The 21,802-nt window shown below is 58.7% G+C and carries 17 protein-coding genes and 1 tRNA gene; all 18 read left to right on the top strand.

Features of this window, described 5'->3' with window-relative positions:
- Positions 1-140: EF-Tu C-terminal domain-related protein (locus tag VL003_RS01935; protein WP_487047241.1), on the top strand; the 140-nt coding region annotated here is incomplete at its 5' end.
- A gap of 101 nt (positions 141-241) precedes the next feature.
- A tRNA-Trp gene (locus VL003_RS01940) sits at positions 242-317 on the top strand.
- A 53-nt stretch (positions 318-370) separates the two neighbouring features.
- Positions 371-751: a preprotein translocase subunit SecE gene (secE, locus tag VL003_RS01945; protein ID WP_325439037.1), complete on the top strand. Its 381-nt coding sequence runs from the start codon at positions 371-373 to the stop codon at positions 749-751.
- Between the two features lie 9 nt (positions 752-760).
- A complete protein-coding gene (gene nusG / locus VL003_RS01950; protein WP_325439039.1) occupies positions 761-1,294 on the top strand; it encodes a transcription termination/antitermination protein NusG in 534 nt (177 codons plus the stop codon).
- A gap of 67 nt (positions 1,295-1,361) precedes the next feature.
- Positions 1,362-1,793, top strand: a complete 432-nt coding sequence (rplK, locus tag VL003_RS01955) for a 50S ribosomal protein L11 (RefSeq protein WP_325439041.1) — start codon at positions 1,362-1,364, stop codon at positions 1,791-1,793.
- A 1-nt stretch (position 1,794) separates the two neighbouring features.
- Complete coding sequence (gene rplA / locus VL003_RS01960; RefSeq protein ID WP_325439043.1) at positions 1,795-2,490, top strand: 50S ribosomal protein L1; 696 nt, start codon at positions 1,795-1,797, stop codon at positions 2,488-2,490.
- A 251-nt stretch (positions 2,491-2,741) separates the two neighbouring features.
- A complete protein-coding gene (gene rplJ / locus VL003_RS01965; protein ID WP_325439045.1) occupies positions 2,742-3,266 on the top strand; it encodes a 50S ribosomal protein L10 in 525 nt (174 codons plus the stop codon).
- 72 nt (positions 3,267-3,338) lie between these two features.
- Complete coding sequence (rplL, locus tag VL003_RS01970) at positions 3,339-3,719, top strand: 50S ribosomal protein L7/L12 (protein WP_325439047.1); 381 nt, start codon at positions 3,339-3,341, stop codon at positions 3,717-3,719.
- A gap of 163 nt (positions 3,720-3,882) precedes the next feature.
- Complete coding sequence (gene rpoB, locus VL003_RS01975; protein WP_325439049.1) at positions 3,883-7,995, top strand: DNA-directed RNA polymerase subunit beta; 4,113 nt, start codon at positions 3,883-3,885, stop codon at positions 7,993-7,995.
- Entirely contained in the window at positions 7,995-12,254 is a 4,260-nt protein-coding gene (gene rpoC, locus VL003_RS01980; protein WP_325439051.1) for a DNA-directed RNA polymerase subunit beta', read from the top strand. The genes rpoB and rpoC overlap by 1 nt, the downstream gene beginning before the upstream one ends.
- Before the next feature lie 191 nt (positions 12,255-12,445).
- Complete coding sequence (locus VL003_RS01985; protein ID WP_325439053.1) at positions 12,446-14,566, top strand: hydantoinase/oxoprolinase family protein; 2,121 nt, start codon at positions 12,446-12,448, stop codon at positions 14,564-14,566.
- Between the two features lie 8 nt (positions 14,567-14,574).
- Positions 14,575-16,392, top strand: a complete 1,818-nt coding sequence (locus VL003_RS01990; protein WP_325439055.1) for a hydantoinase B/oxoprolinase family protein — start codon at positions 14,575-14,577, stop codon at positions 16,390-16,392.
- On the top strand, positions 16,389-16,676 hold the full coding sequence (locus VL003_RS01995) for an acetone carboxylase subunit gamma (RefSeq protein ID WP_325439057.1): 288 nt from the start codon (positions 16,389-16,391) through the stop codon (positions 16,674-16,676). Before VL003_RS01990 ends, VL003_RS01995 begins: the two co-directional genes overlap by 4 nt.
- A gap of 37 nt (positions 16,677-16,713) precedes the next feature.
- Positions 16,714-17,400 (top strand): isochorismatase family cysteine hydrolase, encoded by a 687-nt coding sequence (locus VL003_RS02000; RefSeq protein ID WP_325439059.1) that lies wholly within the window; start codon positions 16,714-16,716, stop codon positions 17,398-17,400.
- Between the two features lie 68 nt (positions 17,401-17,468).
- Positions 17,469-18,455, top strand: a complete 987-nt coding sequence (locus tag VL003_RS02005) for a BMP family protein (RefSeq protein ID WP_325439061.1) — start codon at positions 17,469-17,471, stop codon at positions 18,453-18,455.
- A 19-nt stretch (positions 18,456-18,474) separates the two neighbouring features.
- A complete protein-coding gene (locus VL003_RS02010; protein ID WP_325439064.1) occupies positions 18,475-19,995 on the top strand; it encodes an ABC transporter ATP-binding protein in 1,521 nt (506 codons plus the stop codon).
- The gene (locus VL003_RS02015) at positions 19,977-21,032 is read left to right on the top strand and encodes an ABC transporter permease (protein WP_325439066.1); all 1,056 of its coding nucleotides are present in this window, start codon (positions 19,977-19,979) and stop codon (positions 21,030-21,032) included. The genes VL003_RS02010 and VL003_RS02015 overlap by 19 nt, the downstream gene beginning before the upstream one ends.
- Positions 21,032-21,802 (top strand): ABC transporter permease (locus VL003_RS02020; RefSeq protein ID WP_325439068.1); only part of this gene is annotated, 771 nt, incomplete at its 3' end. The genes VL003_RS02015 and VL003_RS02020, both read left to right, overlap by 1 nt.

The raw sequence follows: 21,802 nt of genomic DNA on the forward strand, positions 1-21,802 counted from the left end.
AAATGGTGCTGCCCGGCGACAACGTGTCGATGGAAGTCAAGCTCATTGCCCCCATCGCCATGGAAGAAGGCCTGCGTTTCGCCATTCGCGAAGGCGGCCGTACCGTGGGCGCCGGTGTCGTAGCTAAAATCACCAAGTAAGTTTTACAATGCAATAATCGAACCAGGCTTCATGCCTCGTTCGCGTAGTCCAAGCGGGCCCCCGCCGCGCTGGTTGCAGCAGGGGCTCCTTAGCAGGTTATAGGGGTATAGCTCAATTGGCAGAGCGTCGGTCTCCAAAACCGAAGGTTGTAGGTTCGATTCCTACTGCCCCTGCCATCATCGCCGCCGCAAAATGCAGGTTGCACTAGCAGCGGGTCACTCGCCTGAATATGTCGAACACCAACGTAGAAACCGTTAGCAGCACTGTAGACCGCCTCAAGCTGGGTCTTGCGGTGCTTGTCATTATTGCCGGCATCGTTGCGTTCTCGGTGCTCGACGACAAACCCGCCGTGGTGCGGGTGGGTGTGTTTATCGGCAGCGTTATCGTGGCTGCCGTTATCGCCTGGTTCAGTGAGCCCGGCCGGCGCTCTATCGGTTATATCCGCGACTCGTACAACGAAGTCAAGCGGGTAGTGTGGCCCACTCGCAAAGAGGCCACGCAAATGACCGGCATCGTGTTTGTGTTCGTGGCGGTCATGGGCCTGTTTTTGTGGCTCGTCGACAAAACCCTGGGCTGGGTCATTTATGGCCTGTTGCTGGGCTGGAGATAAAGGGCACACATGAGCAAACGTTGGTATGTCGTCCACGTCTATTCGGGCATGGAAAAAAGCGTGCACAAGGCACTGCTTGAGCGCATCGAGCGGGCCGGGCTGCAAACGTCTTTTGGCCGTATTCTGGTTCCCTCCGAAGAAGTCGTCGAAGTAAAGGGCGGCAAAAAGTCTATTACCGAACGTCGTATTTTTCCCGGCTACGTGCTGGTTGAAATGGATCTTACCGACGACACCTGGCACCTGGTCAAGAACACCAACCGGGTTACCGGGTTTTTGGGCGGTTCGGGCAACCGGCCTGCGCCCATTTCCGACCGCGAGGTCGAGAAAATTCTTTCGCAAATGGAAGAAGGCGTCGAAAAACCTCGTCCCAAGATACTTTTCGAAGTGGGCGAAATGGTTCGCGTCAAAGAAGGTCCGTTTGCCGACTTCAACGGCAACGTCGAAGATGTCAATTACGAGAAAAGCAAGGTTCGTGTCTCCGTGACCATTTTTGGTCGGGCCACCCCTGTCGAACTCGATTTCGGTCAGGTCGAGAAGTCCTGATATTTACAACCCCGGGGAGCCGAACCGCTAGTTGCGGCCGGCGTTTGAACCCGCAAGGAGCATAAGCATGGCGAAGAAAATCGTCGGCTTTATCAAGCTGCAAGTACCAGCTGGTAAGGCAAATCCGTCACCCCCAATTGGTCCGGCGCTGGGTCAGCGCGGTCTGAACATCATGGAATTCTGCAAGGCGTTCAACGCCCAGACCCAAGGCATGGAGCCTGGTCTGCCGATTCCCGTGGTGATTACCGCTTACGCTGATAAAAGCTTCACCTTCATTATGAAGACGCCTCCGGCGGCCATTCTTATCAAGAAGGCAACCGGTGTGCAAAAAGGTTCGCCGCGTCCCAACGCCGACAAAGTGGGCACGCTTACCCGCGCTCAGGCCGAAGAGATCGCCAAAACCAAATCACCCGATCTGACCGCTTCCGATCTGGACGCAGCAGTTCGTACCATTGCCGGCAGCGCCCGCAGCATGGGCATCACGGTCGAGGGGGTATAACATGGCCAAGCTTGGTAAACGCGCCGCCGCGATCAAGGCAAAAATCGATCGCACCAAATTCTATCCTGTGGCCGAAGCCATTGCGCTCGTCAAGGAAACCGCCACGGCCAAATTCGACGAATCCATCGACGTTGCCGTGCAATTGGGTATCGATCCCAAAAAATCCGACCAACTGGTACGGGGTTCCGTCGTGCTGCCCGCCGGCACCGGTAAATCGGTGCGTGTAGCGGTGTTCACCCAGGGTGAAAAGGCCGACGCAGCCAAAGAAGCCGGCGCCGATATCGTCGGTATGGAAGACCTGGCCGAAAGCATCAAGGCCGGCAACCTCGACTTCGACGTCGTGATTGCTTCGCCCGACGCCATGCGTGTCGTGGGTGCGCTGGGTCAGGTTCTGGGTCCTCGCGGCCTTATGCCCAACCCTAAAGTGGGTACGGTTACCCCCGACGTCGTTACCGCCGTCAAGAACGCCAAGGCCGGTCAGGTGCAGTACCGTACCGACAAGGCAGGCATCATTCATGCAACCATCGGACGTGCCTCGTTCGGTGTCGAACAGCTTCAGCAAAACCTGGACGCTCTGGTCGATGCCCTGAACAAAGCACGCCCCGCTGCGTCTAAAGGTATTTACCTGCGCAAGCTTGCCGTTTCGTCCACCATGGGCGGCGGTGCTCGCGTCGAAATCGCTTCACTGACGGCTTAATCAATCAAGTCGTCGGAAAATAGTACTTTGGGCTGTTCCCGGGCCTTGCCCGGGTGCCGCTGTCAAAGACCGCTGGAGCCCCAAGCCGTTCGCAAGTTCGGCCCAAGGCTTAATCAACAAGCTGTTTTACAGCCTGTATCCAGCGCAGACGGCGCCCATGGAAGAATTCTTATCAAGAACTCGACCAGGTGCGCCGCATTCGGTAGACACGAAAGACCCTCTTTTGTGTCGTTAGATGGAGTGTTCAAACCGTGAGTCTCAATCGTGAAGAGAAAGCGGTCGTAATTGAGGAAGTCTCTGCAGAACTTGCAAAGGCCCAGTCAGTTATTATCGCCGAGTACCGTGGTCTGGACGTCGCTGCCGTCACCGTATTGCGCAAACAAGCGCGTGAGTCGGGTGTGTATCTGCGTGTTCTTAAAAACACGCTGGTCCGCCGTGCTGTGGCAGGAACGCCTTTCGAGACGCTTTCCTCCAAAATGTCTGGTCCGCTTATGTACGCGGTCAGCGAAGACCCAGTATCGGCTGCCAAGGTACTCGCCAGTTTCGCGAAAACCAACGACAAGCTCGTTATCACCGGCGGGGCATTGCCCGATAACGCCCTTGATGCCGAAGGTGTGAAGGCTCTGGCCACCATGCCATCGCGCGAAGAGCTGTTGGCGAAACTGATGGGCACTATGCAGGCACCCGTCACGCAATTTGTGCGTACGCTCAACGAAGTTCCCACCAAGTTCGTGCGCGGCCTTGCCGCTGTGCGCGATCAGAAAGAAGCCGCTTAAACGCTTCCGGGACTCGTCGAAAGACCGAGCGATACCCAACCCTGGCATTTATATCTATTTGGAGTTCTAAAAATGGCATTAAGCAAAGCAGAAATCCTGGACGCAGTCGCTAACCTGACCGTCCTCGAGCTGTCCGAACTGATTACGGACATGGAAGAGAAATTCGGTGTGTCGGCTGCTGCCGCCGCTGTGGCTGTTGCTGCTCCTGCAGCCGGTGGCGCTGCTGCCGCTGCAGAAGAAAAGACCGAATTCGACCTGGTTCTGTCCGAAGTTGGCGCAAACAAAGTTAGCGTCATCAAGGCCGTTCGTGAAATCACCGGTCTGGGCCTGAAAGAAGCCAAAGACCTGGTTGACGGTGCTCCGAAGCCCGTTAAAGAAGCCATGTCGAAAGCTGACGCAGAAGCTGCTCAGAAGAAGCTTGAAGAAGCCGGCGCCAAGGCCGAGCTTAAGTAAGCTGGTTGACGCCGGCCCGGGAAGGTTTTTTGCCTTCCCGGGCTTTTGCGTCTCCAGAAAACCCGTATTTTTAGCCCGTTTATGTGGTTAAAGTGGGGTTTTCTGGAGTCGTAAGCCAGGGCCGTGGTTGACGGCCCATGTAACCCCTCGAGTCGGAGTGCTCATGCCTTATTCGTATACCGAAAAAAAGCGCATACGTAAGAGCTTCGCCAAGCGTGAAGACGTCCAAGACGTACCCTACCTTTTGGCGACTCAACTGCAATCGTTCTTAACTTTTTTGCAGTCTGATACACCACCTTCCCAACGCAAGGACGAAGGCCTGCAAGCTGCCTTCACCTCAATTTTCCCGATTGTAAGCCACAACCAGATGGCTCGTCTGGAGTTCGTCAGCTACGTGCTGGGCGACCCGGTATTCGACGTCAAAGAATGCCAGATGCGTGGTCTTACTTATGCTTCGCCGTTGCGCGCCAAGGTTCGCCTGGTGCTGATGGATCGCGAGGTAAGCAAGCCCACGGTCAAAGAAGTAAAAGAGCAAGAAGTATACATGGGCGAAATGCCGCTCATGACCAATACCGGCTCATTTGTCATTAACGGTACCGAACGCGTTATTGTTTCGCAGCTGCACCGTTCGCCCGGCGTGTTCTTTGAGCACGACCGCGGTAAAACGCACAGCTCGGGCAAATTGCTGTTCTCGGCCCGCGTCATTCCTTACCGTGGTTCGTGGCTCGACTTCGAGTTCGACCCCAAAGACATCTTGTTCTTCCGGGTCGACCGTCGCCGCAAAATGCCGGTAACCATCTTGCTTAAAGCCATCGGCATGACCCCCGAGGCCATCCTTGCGCACTTCTTCGATTTCGACAACGTTGAAATCCAGTCGGAAGGCGCGATGCTCGAGTTCGTTCCCGAGCGCTGGAAGGGCGAGGTTGCGCATTTTGATATTGTCGATCGCGACGGCAAGGTTCTGGTCGAGAAAGACAAGCGCGTCAATGCCAAGCACCTGCGCGACATCGCCGCTGCCAAGATTGAACGCGTTTCGGTGCCCGAAGATTTCCTTCTGGGTCAGGTGCTGGCCAAGAACGTGGTCAACCCGGAAACCGGCGAAGTCATTGCCAACGCCAACGACGAAATCACCGAATCGATTCTGGCTGACATTCGCGATGCCAACATCCGCGAAATCCAGACGCTGTACACCAACGATCTTGATCGTGGTTCGTATATTTCGCAGACCCTGCGCACGGATGAAACCGCAGACCAGATGGCTGCGCGCGTTGCCATCTACCGCATGATGCGTCCCGGCGAGCCGCCTACCGAAGAGGCCGTCGAAGCGCTGTTCCAGCGTCTGTTCTACAGCGAAGACGCCTACGATCTGTCGCGCGTCGGCCGAATGAAGGTCAACAGCCGTCTTGGTCGTGGCGAAGACAACACCGGTCCGCTTACCCTTACCGACGAAGACATCCTTGACACCATCAAGGTGCTGGTCGAGCTGCGCAACGGTCGTGGCCAGATCGACGACATCGATCACCTGGGCAACCGTCGTGTGCGTTGCGTGGGCGAACTGGCCGAGAACCAGTTCCGTGCAGGCCTGGTGCGCGTCGAGCGCGCCGTCAAAGAGCGTCTGGGTCAGGCAGAGACCGAAAACCTCATGCCGCACGATCTGATCAACTCGAAGCCCATTTCGGCTGCGATCAAAGAGTTCTTCGGTTCGAGCCAGCTGTCGCAGTTCATGGATCAGACCAATCCGCTGTCCGAAATCACCCACAAGCGCCGTGTTTCGGCCTTGGGCCCTGGTGGTCTTACTCGCGAGCGCGCCGGCTTCGAAGTGCGCGACGTGCACCCCACCCACTACGGACGCGTCTGCCCCATTGAAACCCCTGAAGGCCCGAACATCGGCCTGATCAACTCGATGGCGTTGTATGCACGCCTGAACGAGTACGGCTTTCTTGAAACGCCTTATCGCAAGATCATTGACGGCAAGGTCAGCGAACAGATCGACTACCTGTCGGCGATTGAAGAAAGCAACTATGTCATTGCCCAGGCCAACGCCAAGCTCGACGAAACAGGCGCCTTTACCGACGACCTGATTGCTTGCCGTGAGGCCGGCGAAACCATGCTGACTTCGCCCGAGAACATCCAGTACATGGACGTTGCGCCGTCGCAGATCGTTTCGGTTGCCGCCTCGCTCATTCCTTTCCTCGAGCACGACGACGCCAACCGGGCCCTGATGGGCGCCAACATGCAGCGCCAGGCCGTGCCGTGCCTGCGTCCCGAAAAACCGTTGGTCGGTACCGGTGTCGAACGCACCGTGGCCGTCGACTCGGGCACGACGGTTCAGGCCGTGCGTGGCGGGGTGGTCGACCACGTTGACGCCGAGCGTATCGTTATTCGCGTCAACGACGACGAGAACGTGGCCGGCGAAGTGGGTGTCGACATCTACAACCTCATCAAGTACACCCGTTCCAACCAGAACACCAACATCAACCAGCGCCCCATCGTCAAGCGTGGCGACCTGGTCGCGCGCGGCGACGTATTGGCCGACGGTGCATCGACCGACTTGGGCGAATTGGCCCTGGGTCAGAACATGCTGGTGGCGTTCATGCCCTGGAACGGCTACAACTTCGAGGACTCGATCCTTATTTCGGAAAAAGTGGTTGCCGACGACCGCTACACGTCTGTTCATATCGAAGAGCTTACCGTCGTTGCCCGCGACACCAAGCTGGGTGCCGAAGAAATCACCCGCGACATCAGCAACCTGGCTGAGACCCAGCTTAATCGTCTCGACGATTCGGGCATTGTGTACATCGGTGCCGAAGTTCGCGCCGACGACGTGCTGGTGGGCAAGGTAACGCCAAAAGGCGAAACCCAGCTTACCCCCGAAGAAAAACTGCTGCGCGCCATTTTTGGTGAAAAAGCTTCCGACGTTAAAGACACCTCGCTGCGCGTGCCCTCGGGCATGGTCGGCACCGTTATCGACGTACAGGTGTTCACTCGCGAAGGCATCGAGCGCGACAAGCGCGCCCAATCGATCATCGACGACGAGCTGCGCCGTTATCGTCAAGACCTCAACGACCAGCTGCGTATCGTTGAAAACGACACCTTCGATCGTATCGGCAAGCTCCTGGTGGGTAAAACCGTAAACGGCGGCCCGCGTAAGCTGGCCAAGGGCACGGCAATTGCTCGCGAGTACCTCGACGACCTCGATCGCTGGCAGTGGTTCGACATCCGCCTGGCCGACGAGGCTCACGCCCTTGCGCTCGAGCAAGCCAAAGAATCGCTCGAGCACAAGCGTCACCAGTTCGATCTGGCCTTCGAAGAAAAGCGTAAAAAGCTTACTCAAGGCGACGAGCTGCCCCCCGGCGTGCTCAAGATGATCAAGGTGTACCTGGCAGTCAAGCGTCGCCTGCAGCCCGGAGACAAAATGGCCGGTCGTCACGGTAACAAAGGTGTGGTCTCGCGCATTACGCCGGTTGAAGACATGCCGCACATGGCTGACGGCACCCCCGCCGACATCGTGCTCAACCCGCTGGGCGTTCCTTCCCGGATGAACGTGGGCCAGGTGCTCGAGGTTCACTTGGGCTGGGCCGCCAAGGGCATGGGCCATCGCGTTGCCGAAATGCTTAACAACGAAAAAGCCATTCAGGTCAAACAGCTTCGCGGCTATTTGCAGAAGGTGTACAACGCCGGCGGCGGTTCGGCGCATCTCGAAGAGTTGTCCGACGACGAAATCATCGAGATGGCACGCAACCTGAAAGAAGGTCTGCCGGTTGCCACGCCGGTGTTCGACGGTGCCACCGAAGAAGAGATCGGCGAAATCCTGGAGCTGGCGTACCCCGACGACGTGGCCGAAAAGCTCAAGCTTACGACCGAGCGTACTCAGGCCTGGCTGTTCGACGGCCGCACCGGCGAGCAGTTCGAGCGTCCTGTCACCATCGGCTACATGCACTATCTCAAGCTGCATCACCTGGTCGACGACAAGATGCACGCGCGCTCTACCGGCCCGTACTCGTTGGTGACGCAGCAACCGCTGGGCGGCAAGGCTCAGTTTGGTGGTCAGCGTTTCGGCGAGATGGAGGTCTGGGCGCTGGAGGCTTACGGTGCTTCGTACACGCTGCAAGAGATGCTGACGGTCAAGTCCGACGACATCGCGGGCCGCACCAAAGTGTACGAGAACATCGTCAAGGGCGATCATGTCATTGATGCCGGCATGCCCGAGTCGTTCAACGTTCTTGTCAAAGAAATTAGATCTTTGTCGCTAGACATGGATTTGGAGCGTAAATAATGAAAGCGCTACTCGATCTTTTCAAACAAGTCTCGCAAGACGAGCAATTCGACGCGATCAAGATTGGTATCGCGTCGCCTGAAAAGGTGCGTTCGTGGTCTTACGGAGAAGTCCGTAAGCCCGAAACCATTAACTACCGCACGTTCAAGCCCGAACGCGACGGTCTGTTCTGCGCCAAGATTTTCGGGCCCATCAAAGACTACGAATGTCTTTGCGGCAAGTACAAGCGGCTCAAGCACCGCGGCGTCATCTGCGAAAAATGCGGCGTCGAGGTTACCGTGGCCAAAGTGCGTCGCGAGCGCATGGGCCATATCGAGCTGGCCAGCCCGGTTGCGCACATCTGGTTCCTGAAGAGCCTGCCCTCGCGTTTGGGCATGGTGCTTGACATGACCCTGCGCGACATCGAGCGCGTGCTGTACTTTGAAGCCTGGTGCGTGATCGAGCCCGGCATGACACCGCTCAAGCGCGGCCAGATCATGTCCGACGACGACTTCCTGGCCAAAACCGAAGAATACGGCGACGACTTCCATGCGCTCATGGGTGCCGAGGCCGTGCGTGAACTGTTGCGCACCCTCGACATGGATCGCGAAGTCGAAACCTTGCGTGCCGAACTCAAGGCTACCGGTTCCGATGCCAAGATCAAAAAGATCTCGAAGCGCCTGAAGGTGCTGGAAGGCTTCCAGAAGTCGGGTATCAAGCCCGACTGGATGATCATGGAAGTGCTGCCTGTGCTGCCCCCCGACCTGCGCCCCCTGGTGCCGCTCGATGGTGGTCGCTTTGCCACGTCCGACCTGAACGACCTCTATCGTCGCGTCATCAACCGCAACAACCGTCTTAAGCGTCTGCTCGAGCTGAAAGCCCCCGACATTATCTTGCGCAACGAAAAGCGCATGCTTCAAGAGTCGGTCGACTCCCTGCTCGATAACGGTCGTCGCGGCAAGGCCATGACAGGCGCCAACAAGCGTCAGCTCAAGTCGCTGGCCGACATGATCAAAGGCAAGAGCGGTCGTTTCCGTCAGAACTTGCTGGGCAAGCGCGTCGACTATTCGGGTCGTTCGGTTATTGTGGTGGGCCCGCAGCTTAAGCTGCATCAGTGCGGTCTGCCCAAGCTCATGGCCCTTGAGCTGTTCAAGCCCTTTATTTTCAACCGCCTTGAAATGATGGGTCTGGCCACGACCATCAAAGCGGCCAAGAAGCTGGTTGAAAGCCAAGAGCCGGTGGTCTGGGACATTCTTGAAGAAGTCATTCGCGAACACCCGGTCATGCTCAACCGTGCGCCCACGCTGCACCGTCTGGGTATTCAGGCATTTGAGCCTGTGCTTATCGAAGGCAAGGCCATTCAGCTTCATCCGCTGGTCTGCGCGGCGTTTAACGCCGACTTCGACGGCGACCAGATGGCTGTTCACGTACCGCTGTCGCTCGAAGCCCAGCTCGAGGCCCGCACCCTGATGCTGGCGTCGAACAACGTGCTGTTCCCCGCCAACGGCGAACCTTCCATCGTGCCGTCGCAAGACATTGTGCTGGGTCTGTACTACACGACCCGCGAGCGCATCAACGGCAAGGGCGAAGGCATGTTCTGCGCCGACCTGGCCGAAGTGCAGCGTGCCTACGATACCGGCGAAGTCGAACTTCAAACTCGTATCACCGTACGTTTGAACGAATACGAAAAAGACGCCGAAGGCCAGTTTCAGCCGGTGTTGCGCCGTTTTGAAACTACGGTTGGTCGCGCCTTGCTGTCAGAAATCCTTCCTAAGGGCTTGCCGTTCTCGGCACTGAACCGCGCGCTCAAGAAGAAAGAAATTTCTCGTCTTATCAACCAGTCGTTCCGTCGTTGCGGCTTGCGCGCCACGGTCATTTTTGCCGACAAGCTCATGCAGTCGGGCTTCCGCCTGGCCACACGTGGCGGCATTTCAATCGCCATGAGCGACATGCTGATACCTGCGGTCAAAGAAGAGATCCTGGCTCAGGCAAGCCAAGAGGTCAAAGAGATCGACAAGCAGTACTCATCGGGTCTGGTCACCTCACAAGAGCGTTACAACAACGTGGTCGACATCTGGGGCAAGGCCGGCGACAAGGTCGGTCGCTCGATGATGGAACAACTGGCCACCGAGCCGGTCATCGACCGCCACGGCAACGAGGTGCGTCAAGAGTCGTTCAACTCCATCTACATGATGGCCGACTCGGGCGCCCGCGGTTCTGCTGCTCAGATCCGCCAGCTGGCCGGTATGCGCGGCCTCATGGCCAAGCCCGACGGCTCCATTATTGAAACGCCCATTACCGCCAACTTCCGTGAAGGCCTGAACGTACTGCAGTACTTCATTTCGACACACGGTGCGCGTAAGGGTCTGGCTGATACGGCACTTAAAACCGCCAACTCGGGCTACCTCACGCGTCGTCTGGTCGACGTTACGCAAGACCTGGTCATTACTCAAGTCGATTGCGGCACCTCTCATGGTTACACCATGAAGGCCCTGGTCGAGGGCGGTGAGGTCATCGAGCCTTTGCGCGATCGTATTCTGGGTCGTGTTACGGCAGCTGATATCGTGAACCCCGAAAACCAGGAAACCGCGGTGGCCTCCGGCACCCTGCTCGACGAAGACCTGGTCGACTACATCGACAGCCTGGGCGTGGACGAAGTCAAGATTCGCACCCCGCTTACTTGCGAAACCCGCCACGGCTTGTGCGCACACTGCTACGGCCGCGATCTTGGCCGCGGCGCCATGGTTAGCCAGGGCGAAGCCGTGGGCGTTATTGCGGCGCAATCCATCGGTGAGCCCGGCACGCAGCTCACTATGCGTACCTTCCACATCGGTGGGGCCGCTTCGCGCGCTGCCATGGCCAGCTCGGTTGAAACCAAGTCGGCAGGTACGGTTGGTTTTGCCTTGACCATGCGTTATGTCACCAACGCCAAGGGCGAGAAAGTCGCCATTTCGCGTTCGGGTGAAATCGTTATTTTTGACGACAACCGCCGCGAGCGCGAGCGTCACAAAATTCCGTACGGCGCGACCATTGGCGTCAACGACGGCGACGTGGTCAAAGCCGGCCAGCGTCTGGCCAACTGGGACCCTCTTACCCGCCCCATCGTGTCCGAGTTTGCAGGTCAGGTGCGCTTCGAGAACATCGAAGAAGGCGTCACCGTTGCTCGTCAGCTCGACGAAGTGACCGGTTTGTCGACCCTGGTCGTGATTACGCCCAAGTCGCGCACCGGCAAGATCATGATGCGTCCTCAGATCAAACTGCTCAACGAAGCAGGCGAAGAGGTCAAGATCCCCGGCACCGAGCACCCCGTGAACATTTCGTTCCCGGTCGGCGCCCTGATCACCGTGCGCGACGGCCAGCAAGTGTCGGTCGGCGAGATCCTGGCCCGTATTCCGCAAGAATCGCAAAAAACCCGGGACATTACCGGTGGTCTGCCCCGCGTGGCCGAACTGTTCGAAGCTCGTTCACCCAAAGACGCCGGCACGCTTGCCGACGTTACTGGCACGGTCTCGTTCGGCAAGGACACCAAGGGCAAGCAGCGTCTGGTCATTACCGACCTTGACGGCGTCAGCCACGAGACCCTGATTCCCAAAGAGAAGCAGGTTCTGGTGCACGACGGCCAGGTGGTGAACAAGGGCGAAATGATCGTCGACGGCCCGCCCGATCCACACGACATTCTTCGTCTCAAGGGCATCGAGCGTCTTGCCGACTACGTCGTCAACGAGGTGCAGGACGTTTACCGCCTGCAGGGTGTAAAGATCAACGACAAGCATATTGAAGTGATCGTTCGCCAGATGCTGCGCCGCGTAAACATCACCGACGCCGGCGACACCAACTTCATCACCGGCGAGCAGGTCGAGCGTTCCGAGCTCTTCAACGAGAACGATCGAATGGAAGCCGAAGGCAAGATTCCCGCCACGTACGACAACGTACTGCTGGGTATCACCAAGGCTTCGCTGTCCACCGACTCGTTCATTTCGGCAGCTTCCTTCCAGGAAACCACCCGGGTCCTGACCGAAGCGGCCATTATGGGCAAACGCGACGAGTTGCGCGGCCTGAAAGAAAACGTCATTGTCGGCCGCCTGATTCCTGCGGGTACCGGCATGTCGTATCACAAGGCTCGCAAGGCCAAAGAGCGCCACGAGGCGGCCGAGCGCGAAGCAGCACGCGCCATGGCCAACCCGTTCGAAGACACGCCGCCGTCTGCCGAGGCACCCGTCACTCACGACGGCTCGCACGACGAACCGGCAGCGCCTTCCAGCGAAAGCTCGGGCGAATAAGCCAAAAACCACAGCCCAGCTTGTTCGGGCTGTGCCTGAAACCCGCCGCGCTTCATTGCGTTCGGCGGGTTTTTTTTGTACCTGGGATTTACCCTTGATGTGCGATTTCGTTCTTGTTGCTTGTAAAAACAGCTGTTATAAAAGCTACAAATACACCTGTAATTACATCTAAAACTGGAGACAAGGCAGGTATGGACGAAGCACAGAAACGCAAGTATGTGATCGCCACCGACGTGGGAGGCACGTGTACCGACACGGTGGTCTTCGCGGCCGGTGAGCCAATTCGTATTGGCAAGGCGCTATCGACACCCCCCGACTACGCCACCGGCATTTTTGATTCGATACGTTCGGCCGCAGACGCGATGGGCGAAGAGGTCGACAGCCTGCTGGCAAAAACCTATCTATTCGTGCATGGGTCAACAGTGGTCGACAACACCATTCTTACCCGCGACGGAGCCAAGGTGGGCTTGCTGACCACTCGCGGTTTCGAAGACACCATTCTGGTTACCCGCGGTGCGTACGGCCGTTGGGGCGGGCTAACCGAAGACCGCATCAAGCACATTGTAAAGACCGAGCGCGCAGCGCCGCTGGTCGCGCCCGATCTGATCCACGGCGTGGCCGAACGGGTTGATTCAATGGGCGACGTACTGTGCGAACTGGACCCGGCCGAGGTAGAAGACGCCCTGCGTTACCTGGTCGAAGAAAAAGGCGCAGAAGCTCTGGCAGTGTCGCTGCTGTGGTCGTTTGCCAACCCCATCAACGAGCGCACCATCAAAGAAGCCGCGCGACGGGTGGCCCCCAATGCCTACTGCACCTTGTCGTCCGATATTGCCCCGTTGCCCGGCGAATACGAGCGCACCTCTACGGCGGTGATCAACGCCTATTGTGGCGGAATTACGCAAAGCTATCTGGCCGACCTGCAAAGAAAGCTTTCAGCCACAGCGTATCGCGGCCAGACCATGGTCATGCAAGGCTACGGCGGCTTGCTGCCCGCAGGCGAGGCCGGCGACCGCTCGGTGGGCATGCTTGAGTGCGGGCCCGCCGCCGGTGTCATCGGCAGCAAGTCGTTGGGCCAATTGCTTGACCAGCCCGACGTCATTGCCGTTGACATGGGTGGCACCACCTTCAAGGTCAGCGTCATACAAGACGGAGAAATCGAATACGCCCGCGAGCCCATGGTCGACCGCTTCCATTATTCGGCGCCCAAGATCGAGGTGGTATCCATCGGCGCAGGCGGCGGCTCGATCATCAGTATTGATGAAGCCACCGGCGAACCCCGAGTGGGGCCGCGCTCGGCGGGCTCGCGCCCCGGGCCGATATGCTACGGCCTGGGTGGCCAAGAGCCCACTCTTACCGACGTCTTTATGTTGATCGGCTACATGGACCCCAGCACGTTCTTGGGCGGCACCATGAAGCTTGACGTGGAACCGGCCCGACGCATCTTTGAAGAAAAAGTCGCCAGGCCGCTTAACATGAGCGTCGAACAGGCCGCCATCGGCATCTACCGCCTGGCATCGGCGCAGATCACCGATCTGATCCGTGAAATTACCGTCGAGCGCGGCCTTGATCCGCGCGACTTCGTCATGCATTCGTTCGGCGGCTCATGCGGCATGCTCTCGACCATGTTCGGTGCCGAACTGGGTGTGCGCAAAATTGTGGTTCCCTATACTGCATCGGTCAATTGCGCCTTCGGCCTGGTTTCCGCCGACATCGTTCACCAGTACTCGGTCACTCGCAGCTTGCCGGCCAATGTTCCGGCAGCCGAAATCAACGCGCTGTACCAACCCATGATCGAACAGGCCCGGGCGCAGTTGCGTGAAGAAGGCTTTGCCGATGATCAGATGCGTTTTGAATGGTCGGTCGACCTGCGCTACGCGCGCCAGGTGCACGAGCTGACTACCCCGGTACGCGCCGCAACACCGATTACTGACGAGGGCCTGGCCCAGTTGCTGTCCGACTTCGAAGCTTTGTACGAGCGCAAGTTCGGCAAGGGTTCGGCCTACCGCGAGGCAGGCATCGAAATGAAACTGTTCCGGCTCAAGGCCGAGGGCCTGCTCAAGAAGCCCGAGGTGCCCACCTTGCCTATGGGCGGCGCAGACGCCAGTGCAGCACTGATCGGTAAACGCAATATTTTTGTGGAACGTGCCAACGGTCTGGCACCGGCCGACATCTACGACTTTGAAAAGCTGCAGCCCGGTAATTGCTTCGCCGGCCCGGCGGTCGTTCACACGCCGATCACCACCATTGTGTTGCAGGCGGGCCAGAAGGCAAGCGTCGACCAATACCGCAACGTCATCGTCGAATTCGAGTGAGGTAAAGCATGGATCCCATTACTTATTCCATCATCCGTCACCGTCTGTTCCGTGTGGTCGAAGAAGCGGTCATTACGCTTAAGCACGTATCGGGCACAGCCATTACCAACGAAGGCCACGACCTGATGGTCAGCCTGTATCGGGCCGATGGCTCGCTGCTGATGGGGGGTGTCGGTTTCTTGCATCACCTGACCAGTGCCGCCGAAGCCTGCAAGGCAGTCATCCGCCGCTTTGAAGGGCAGATCGAAGAAGGCGATGTGTTCATGTTGAACGACCCGTACACGGCGGCGTTGCACACATCCGACGTCTACATGCTGGCCCCCATACACCACGAAGGCAAGCTCGTGGCCTGGAGCGCTTGCTTCGTGCACGTGTCCGACATTGGCGCCATGAACCCGGGCGGTTTCGCCCCCGACGCCACCGACATCTACAGTGAAGGTTTCAGCAGCCCGGGCCTCAAACTGATCAGCCGCGGCGAACTGCGCCAGGACGTCTGGGACACCTTCCTGAACATGGTGCGCAGCCCTGAAATGGTCGCGCTTGACCTGCGTTCGCTGATCGCCTGCAACAACGTTGCCGGTCAACGCATGCTGGCGCTAATCGACAAATACGGTGCCGACGCGGTTGACCACGTGGGCCGCAACCTGATCGAACAGTCCGAGCAGTTGTTGCGTCAGCGCCTGCGCGAATTGCCCGATGGGCAATGGAAGTCGCGTCAGTACATTGATGTAAAGGGTGAGACAGCCAAAGTGCTGCTGACCATGACCAAGAAGGACGACACGCTTACTTTCGACTTTACGGGCTCCAGCCCCCAGTCGGCCTACAGCGTCAATTGCACCAAGTGGGCGGCGTTGGGCGGGCTGTTTGCACCGCTATTTCCTTTGCTGTGCTACGACATTACCTGGAACCAGGGCGCAGTCGAGCCTATAAAAATGATCGCCCCCGAAGGCAGCATCGTAAACTGCACCCGCCCTGCCCCTGTGTCGGTGGCAACGGTGGGCGCCATTCAGTCGGTCAATAACGCCGCCTGCTCGGCCATTGGGAAAATGCTGGCCGCCAGTGAAAAATACAAGGACGAGGCCACCGCCGTGTGGCACGCCAACCACTTTGCCGTGTTCATGTTCGGGCACACGCGTGAAGGCCGCCTGGCCATCGACACGCTGACCGAAACCTTCGCCGGTGCCGGAGGCGCAAAAACCTATGGCGACGGCGTGGATATTGGCGGAGAAATGCCAAACCCCATTTCACGCATGGCCAACGTCGAAACCGTTGAAGGCGCTTTTCCCATACGGTATCTGTTTCGTCGTCGCATGAGCGATTCAGGCGGTGCCGGTCGCTACCGGGGCGGGCTGGGTGGTGAAATCGCCATCGTGCCTCACGGCAGCCCCGACGGCGGCATCAATTTTGTGCTGTCGGGCAAAGGCTCGAAGTTCCCCATGAGCGACGGCCTGGCCGGAGGTGGGTCGGGGGCGTCCAACGACTATGTGCTGTATCGCGGTGCCAAGTCTGGCGCGGCAGGCGTGCGCCTGGAGACCGACGCGGCTTCATTGACGGGTGAGCCCACTCCCATTAGTTGGGGTGTGTTTCCCCTGGGCATCAACGACGCGTTCTATCTTCGCTGGAACGGCGGCGGCGGCGTGGGCGACCCGCTTTCGCGCCCGGTTTCCGAGGTGGCCACCGACGTCAGAACCCGCACGGTATCGAAAGAAGCGGCCGAAGCCATTTACGGCGTGGTATTTGAAAACGACCGGCCCGACGAGGCCGCCACCGCAGCGCGGCGTGAGCAGCTGAAAGCCGAGCGCATGAAAGCAGGAGTACCCGCATGACGACCCGTATTTCTCCTACCCTTGTACGCCGCGACGACGGTTCGCAAAGCAGCATTTGCTGCGCCCAGTGCGGCCACGCCATCGCGCCGTTCGCCAAAGATACGCACTGGAAGGATCACGCCATACTTAAAACCGAGCCGGTTGCCGGTTTGCCGGGGTGGTCGTCTTCCGTACACCCCGACCTGGTCTTGCGCGAGTTCGTGTGCAATGAGTGCGGCCATTTGCTGGACAGCGAAATGGCCCTCACTGAAGACCCTTTTCTATATGATGTCGTTGACGGCTGAGCCGTCGTTTGCAACCCGATTCTGGTGGACCCAATCAATGCACAATATTCAGATCCGACAAGAAATTTTCGACCGGCTCATGGCGCGCCGTGGACGCATCAACTTTTATGAGTCAATCGACCCTGCGCGCACGGCGCTGGTGGTCATCGACATGCAGAACACGTTTTGCGCGCCCGGTTCACCCGCCGAGGTTGCGACCTCGCGCGGGGTGGTGGCGCCCATCAACAAGCTGGCGGCCGAACTGCGCAAAGACGGTGTGCCGGTTATTTGGGTACTGCATGCCAATACCCAGCACAAGGGCCGCAGCGACTGGGAGCTTTTCTACAACCACGTGGTGTCGGGTCAGGTACGTGCCCGCACGCTGGAAAGCAATTCGCCCGAGAACCAGGCGGTGTATTCCGAATTACATGTAGACGACAACGACATTACCATCATCAAGAACCGATACAGCGCGCTTACCGCCGGATCGTCGTCTCTTGAGCGGGTACTGCGCAGCATGGGCATCGACTCTGTCCTGATAGCCGGTACCAAGACCAACGTGTGTTGCGAATCGACCGCGCGCGACGCCATGATGATGGATTTCAAGGTGACGATGCTGTCTGATTGTTGCGCTGCGCTGTCCGACGAAGAACATCGCTCGGCGCTCGAAAACATCATTCAGCAGTTTGGCAACGTCATGACCAGCGATGAAGCACTCGACATGATGCGAAAACACCAGCCCTAGCATCACGAGACGGTTCAGCCGCAGGTGACACAACGCAGCATTGAAATAAAACCCATAAGGAGACAACCATGCTACGCCGACTACTTTGCACCCTATGTCTTGCAGTGCTTCCGTTTACCGTGCAGGCGCAAGACAAATCCGCCCTTAAGGTGGCCTTGATCCTGCCCGGCTCGGTTACTGACGGCACATTCAACAGCGCCGCCGCTGCAGGCATTAAAAAAGCCCAAGAAAAGTACCCCAATATGCAGGTATCGGTGCGTGAAAACACCGGGGTGGCTGAAGCACAAGAAGCTTTGTCGTCATACGCCCGCGACGGCTACGACCTTGTCATTGCGCACGGTTTTCAGTTTGCCGATTCGGCCAAGCGCATCCACAAGCGCTTTCCCGAGACCTGGTTCATCGTAAACACCACGAAAGTGTCGGCGCCGCCCAATCTGGCGTCGTTTGACAATCGTTGGGGCGACGCCGGCTATATGGCGGGCGCCGTGGCGGCGCTGGTCAGCAAGTCGGGCCGAATCGCCAACGTGCCCGCCATACCGGTACCCACCATTCAAGAGTACGACGAAGGCTTCAAGCGCGGCAGTCAGCGCATCAAGCCCGACATCCAGGTGCTGTCGGCCTATGTGGGCTCGTTCTCGGACATTGCCAAGGCCAAAGAGATCACCTCCAGCATGATCGATAGTGGTGCCGACGTGGTTTCGGGCATCGGCAACGAGAATGTGCTGGGCACCCTGCAAGCCGCTAAAGAAAAAGGCGCGCTCATGATCGGCACCGCGTTTGATTCTGCGGCTCTGGCACCCGACACCATCGTTACCACTGCGCTCATCAACTTCGATGTGAATATCGACATGGCGATCGGCAAGGTCATTGACGGCAGCATTGAACCCAAGAACTACCTGCTGGGCCTGAAAGAGAACGGCATTGGCCTGGCCCCATTTGGCAAGTTCGAAGACAAGCTGTCCGACAAGGACAAGGCCGCCATTAAAGAGATTCAAGACGGTATTCGCGATGGCACCATCAAAGATCTACCCCAGATCCGCGAGAAAACCTCTTGAACCGCACGGAAGCTTGACCATGGCTGAAGTTCCGCTGCTAAGGCTGGAAGGCATCACCAAGCGTTACGGAAGCCTTGTCGCGAACGACCAGATCAGTTTCGAGGTCGGACGCGGCGAGGTACTGGGAATACTGGGCGAAAACGGCGCCGGCAAGTCTACGCTCATGAACGTCATCTCGGGGCTGATTAGCCCCGACGCCGGCGCCATGTGGCTGGACGGCAAACCGGCTGCCTTTAATTCACCCCGCGAGGCGGCCGATGCCGGCATCGGCATGGTGCATCAGCACTTCAAGCTGGTGGGGGCGCTTACCGTGGCTGAAAACCTGGCGCTGGGCGATCCGCGCTGGGGGCGGCGCGCCGTATTGCGGTTCGACGATCTTAAAACCACGATAGGGGCGATTGCCGAGCGATTGGGTATCGAGATCGATTTCGATGCCCGGGTCGACCGCCTTACGGTGGGTCAGCAGCAACGGGTTGAAATCATCAAGGTGCTTTCGCGCCGCCCGCGCCTGCTGATTCTGGACGAGCCCACCGCCGTGCTTTCCCAGGAAGAAAGGCCGGCCCTGTTTCGACTGGTGGCCGAATTGGCCGCTCAGGGCACTTCGGTCATCATCATCAGCCACAAGCTCGAAGACATTCTTGAGTCTTGCCGCCGGGTCGTGGTCATGCGCCATGGCAAGGTAGTAAGCACTTCAGAGGTCGGTGGCAAAAGCCGCGACGACCTCATCCGCCTCTTGGTGGGCGACGATATGCCTGCGCTGCGCCCCAAAGAAGATCATGCGGTGCAATCAAAGCAGAGCCTACTGAAGGTATCGGGGCTTAGTATTCGCCGCAGCAATGGCACAACGGCGCTAAGCGATGTTGCATTCGAATTGCGTAGCGGCGAAATTCTGGCCTTGTGCGGCGTCGAAGGAAACGGTCAATCCGAGCTGGTGCAGATTGTGGCCGGCTTGCTCAAACCCGAGTCGGGCCGGCTTCACTATTGGTTCGGCGGGGGCCGCGGCTATCTGGATGCGGCAGCGCTGCGGCGCGCGGGGGTGTGCCACATACCCGAAGACCGCCTGAAAGACGGCGTGCTGGTTGATGCGCCGCTGACCGACAATTTCTTGCTCACTCATCTGCGCAATGCGCGCTTCAATCGCGGCGGCTGGCTGCTGCCCTCGGTGGTGCAGGCGGCGGTGGGCGTGGCGGTTTCCTCTTATGCGGTTAAAACGCCAGGGCTGGGGGCGACAATGTCTCAGCTTTCGGGAGGCAATCAGCAAAAGCTGGTGCTGGCGCGAGAGCTCGCCGACGACCCCAACCTGATCATTGCTGCTCACCCCACCCGTGGGCTCGATGTAAAAACCATTGCCTTCATCAACAATCAATTGCTGGCGCGACGTTCCAAAGGCGCCGGAGTACTGCTTGCTTCGGCCGATCTGGCCGAGGTGTGGCAGGTCGCTGATCGCATCATGGTGCTTTCGGCGGGGCGCCTGCACGGACCCGTGCCGGTTTCAGAAACCACCATTCAAGAGGTCGGCCGGTGGATGACGCAGCGATAAGCGCTTTTCCAGCAAACAATCCGCGTCAGTCGATGTGGTTGGTCGCCCTGGTAATTGTGGTGATAACGGCTCTTGTTCCGGCCGTTTTCATTCTTGCGGCGGGGCGCGACCCCATTGCGGCGTACGCAGCGCTTTTGGCGTATACGCTGGGCACGTCCAATGGCTTCTACGAGGTACTGACGCAAAGCATACCCTTGACGCTTGTGGGCCTGGGGGTGGCCGTGGCCTTCAGGGCGGGCATTTTCAACATTGGCGGCGACGGGCAGTTTTTAATGGGCTCGATAGTGGCCTTTGCCTGCTCGCCCTGGTTTGCAGACTTGCCCGTGCCCTTGGGCTTGCTGTGTTACCTGGCGGCGGGCTTTGTGGGGGGCGGGGCGTTGGGCGTGCTGGTGGCCTGGCTGCTGCTGCGGTTTCGAGCCAGCGAGATCATTTCGACCATCGTGCTGAACTTTATTGTGCTGCAGTTGCTTAGCTGGGGCATTCGCGGCCCCTTGCAAGAGCCGGCCCGCCTGATGCCCTGGAGCGACTATCTGCCTGAATCCCTGCTGTTGCCCAACCTGATACAGGGCTCTCGCGTGCATTACGGTCTGGTGGTGGCCATTGTGGCGGTGGTGGTTCTGGCCGTTGTCATTAAAAAGACCTCGTTCGGGTTCAGGCTTACCGCCGTGGGTCGCAACCCTTTCGCGGCCCGTTATGCCGGGCTGGGCGAAAAGCGCGTGGTGGTTTGGGCCATGCTGATCAGCGCCGGCATGGCCGGGCTTGCCGGCAGCGTGCAGGTGGCCGGCATACACGAGCGTCTTCAAGACGACTTTTCGTCCGGTTACGGTCAGGCCGCCATTGCCATTGCGCTGATGGCCCGGCTTTCGCCCTTGTGGGTGGCGCCCATGGCCATATTGTTTGCCATTTTTTATGTCGGCGCGGGGGTGTTGCAACGCGAGGCAAATATTCCGTTTCCCATTGTCTACATCATTGAAGGCGTGGTGATACTGGGCTTTCTCTGCTTTGAAGCCATCTCCAGCAAGAAGGGAGGCGCCTGATGGATCTGATGATTGCGGGCCTGGCGGCGGCCGGAATACGGTTAAGCATTTCCATCGCGTTTGCGGCGTTGGGCGAAACCGTCAGCCAGCGCGCCGGCGTGATGAACGTGGGGCTTGAGGGCATCATGCTGTTCAGTGCCTTTCTGGCGGCGGCGGGTGCGGTGTATAGCGGGAATCCGTGGGGCGGCGTAAGCCTGGCCATTGTCGGCGGTCTGGCATTGGCGGCGATTCACGGCGTAGTGTCCATTTATTTGGGGGCCAACCAGATCGTGTCGGGGCTGGCGCTGGTTTTTCTGGGGGCGGGTCTTTCAGGGGTCGGCTACCGGCTTACCATCGGCGGTGCGCCGGTCATGATCCCCTCGTTCTCCGCCGTCGATTTTGGTCCTCTACGAGACATCCCCTTTATTGGTCCGGTGTTCTTCAACCACACATTGCTGGTGTACGTGGCGGTGGCCCTGGCCTTTGCCCTGTATTTTGCCTTGCCGCGCACGGGGCTGGGGCTAGAGCTTCGTGCTTCCGGCGAGAACCCGCAGGCTGCCGACGCCGCCGGTATCGACGTTAATCGATATCGTTTCATGGCGGTGTTGTTTGGCGGGGCCATGGCCGGCCTGGGCGGCGCATTTTTGGTGCTGGCCCAGGTCAATGCGTTTGTCGAGGGTATGGTGGCGGGCCGGGGCTTTATCGCCATTGCCTGTGTGTGTTTGGGGGCTGGAACCCGGTGGGTGTACTGGTGGCCTGCATGGGCTTTGGCTTGGCCGATGCGTTGCAGA

Origin of the sequence: Pusillimonas sp., from assembly GCF_035515275.1 — a bacterium.
GTDB lineage: Bacteria > Pseudomonadota > Gammaproteobacteria > Burkholderiales > Burkholderiaceae_B > Pusillimonas.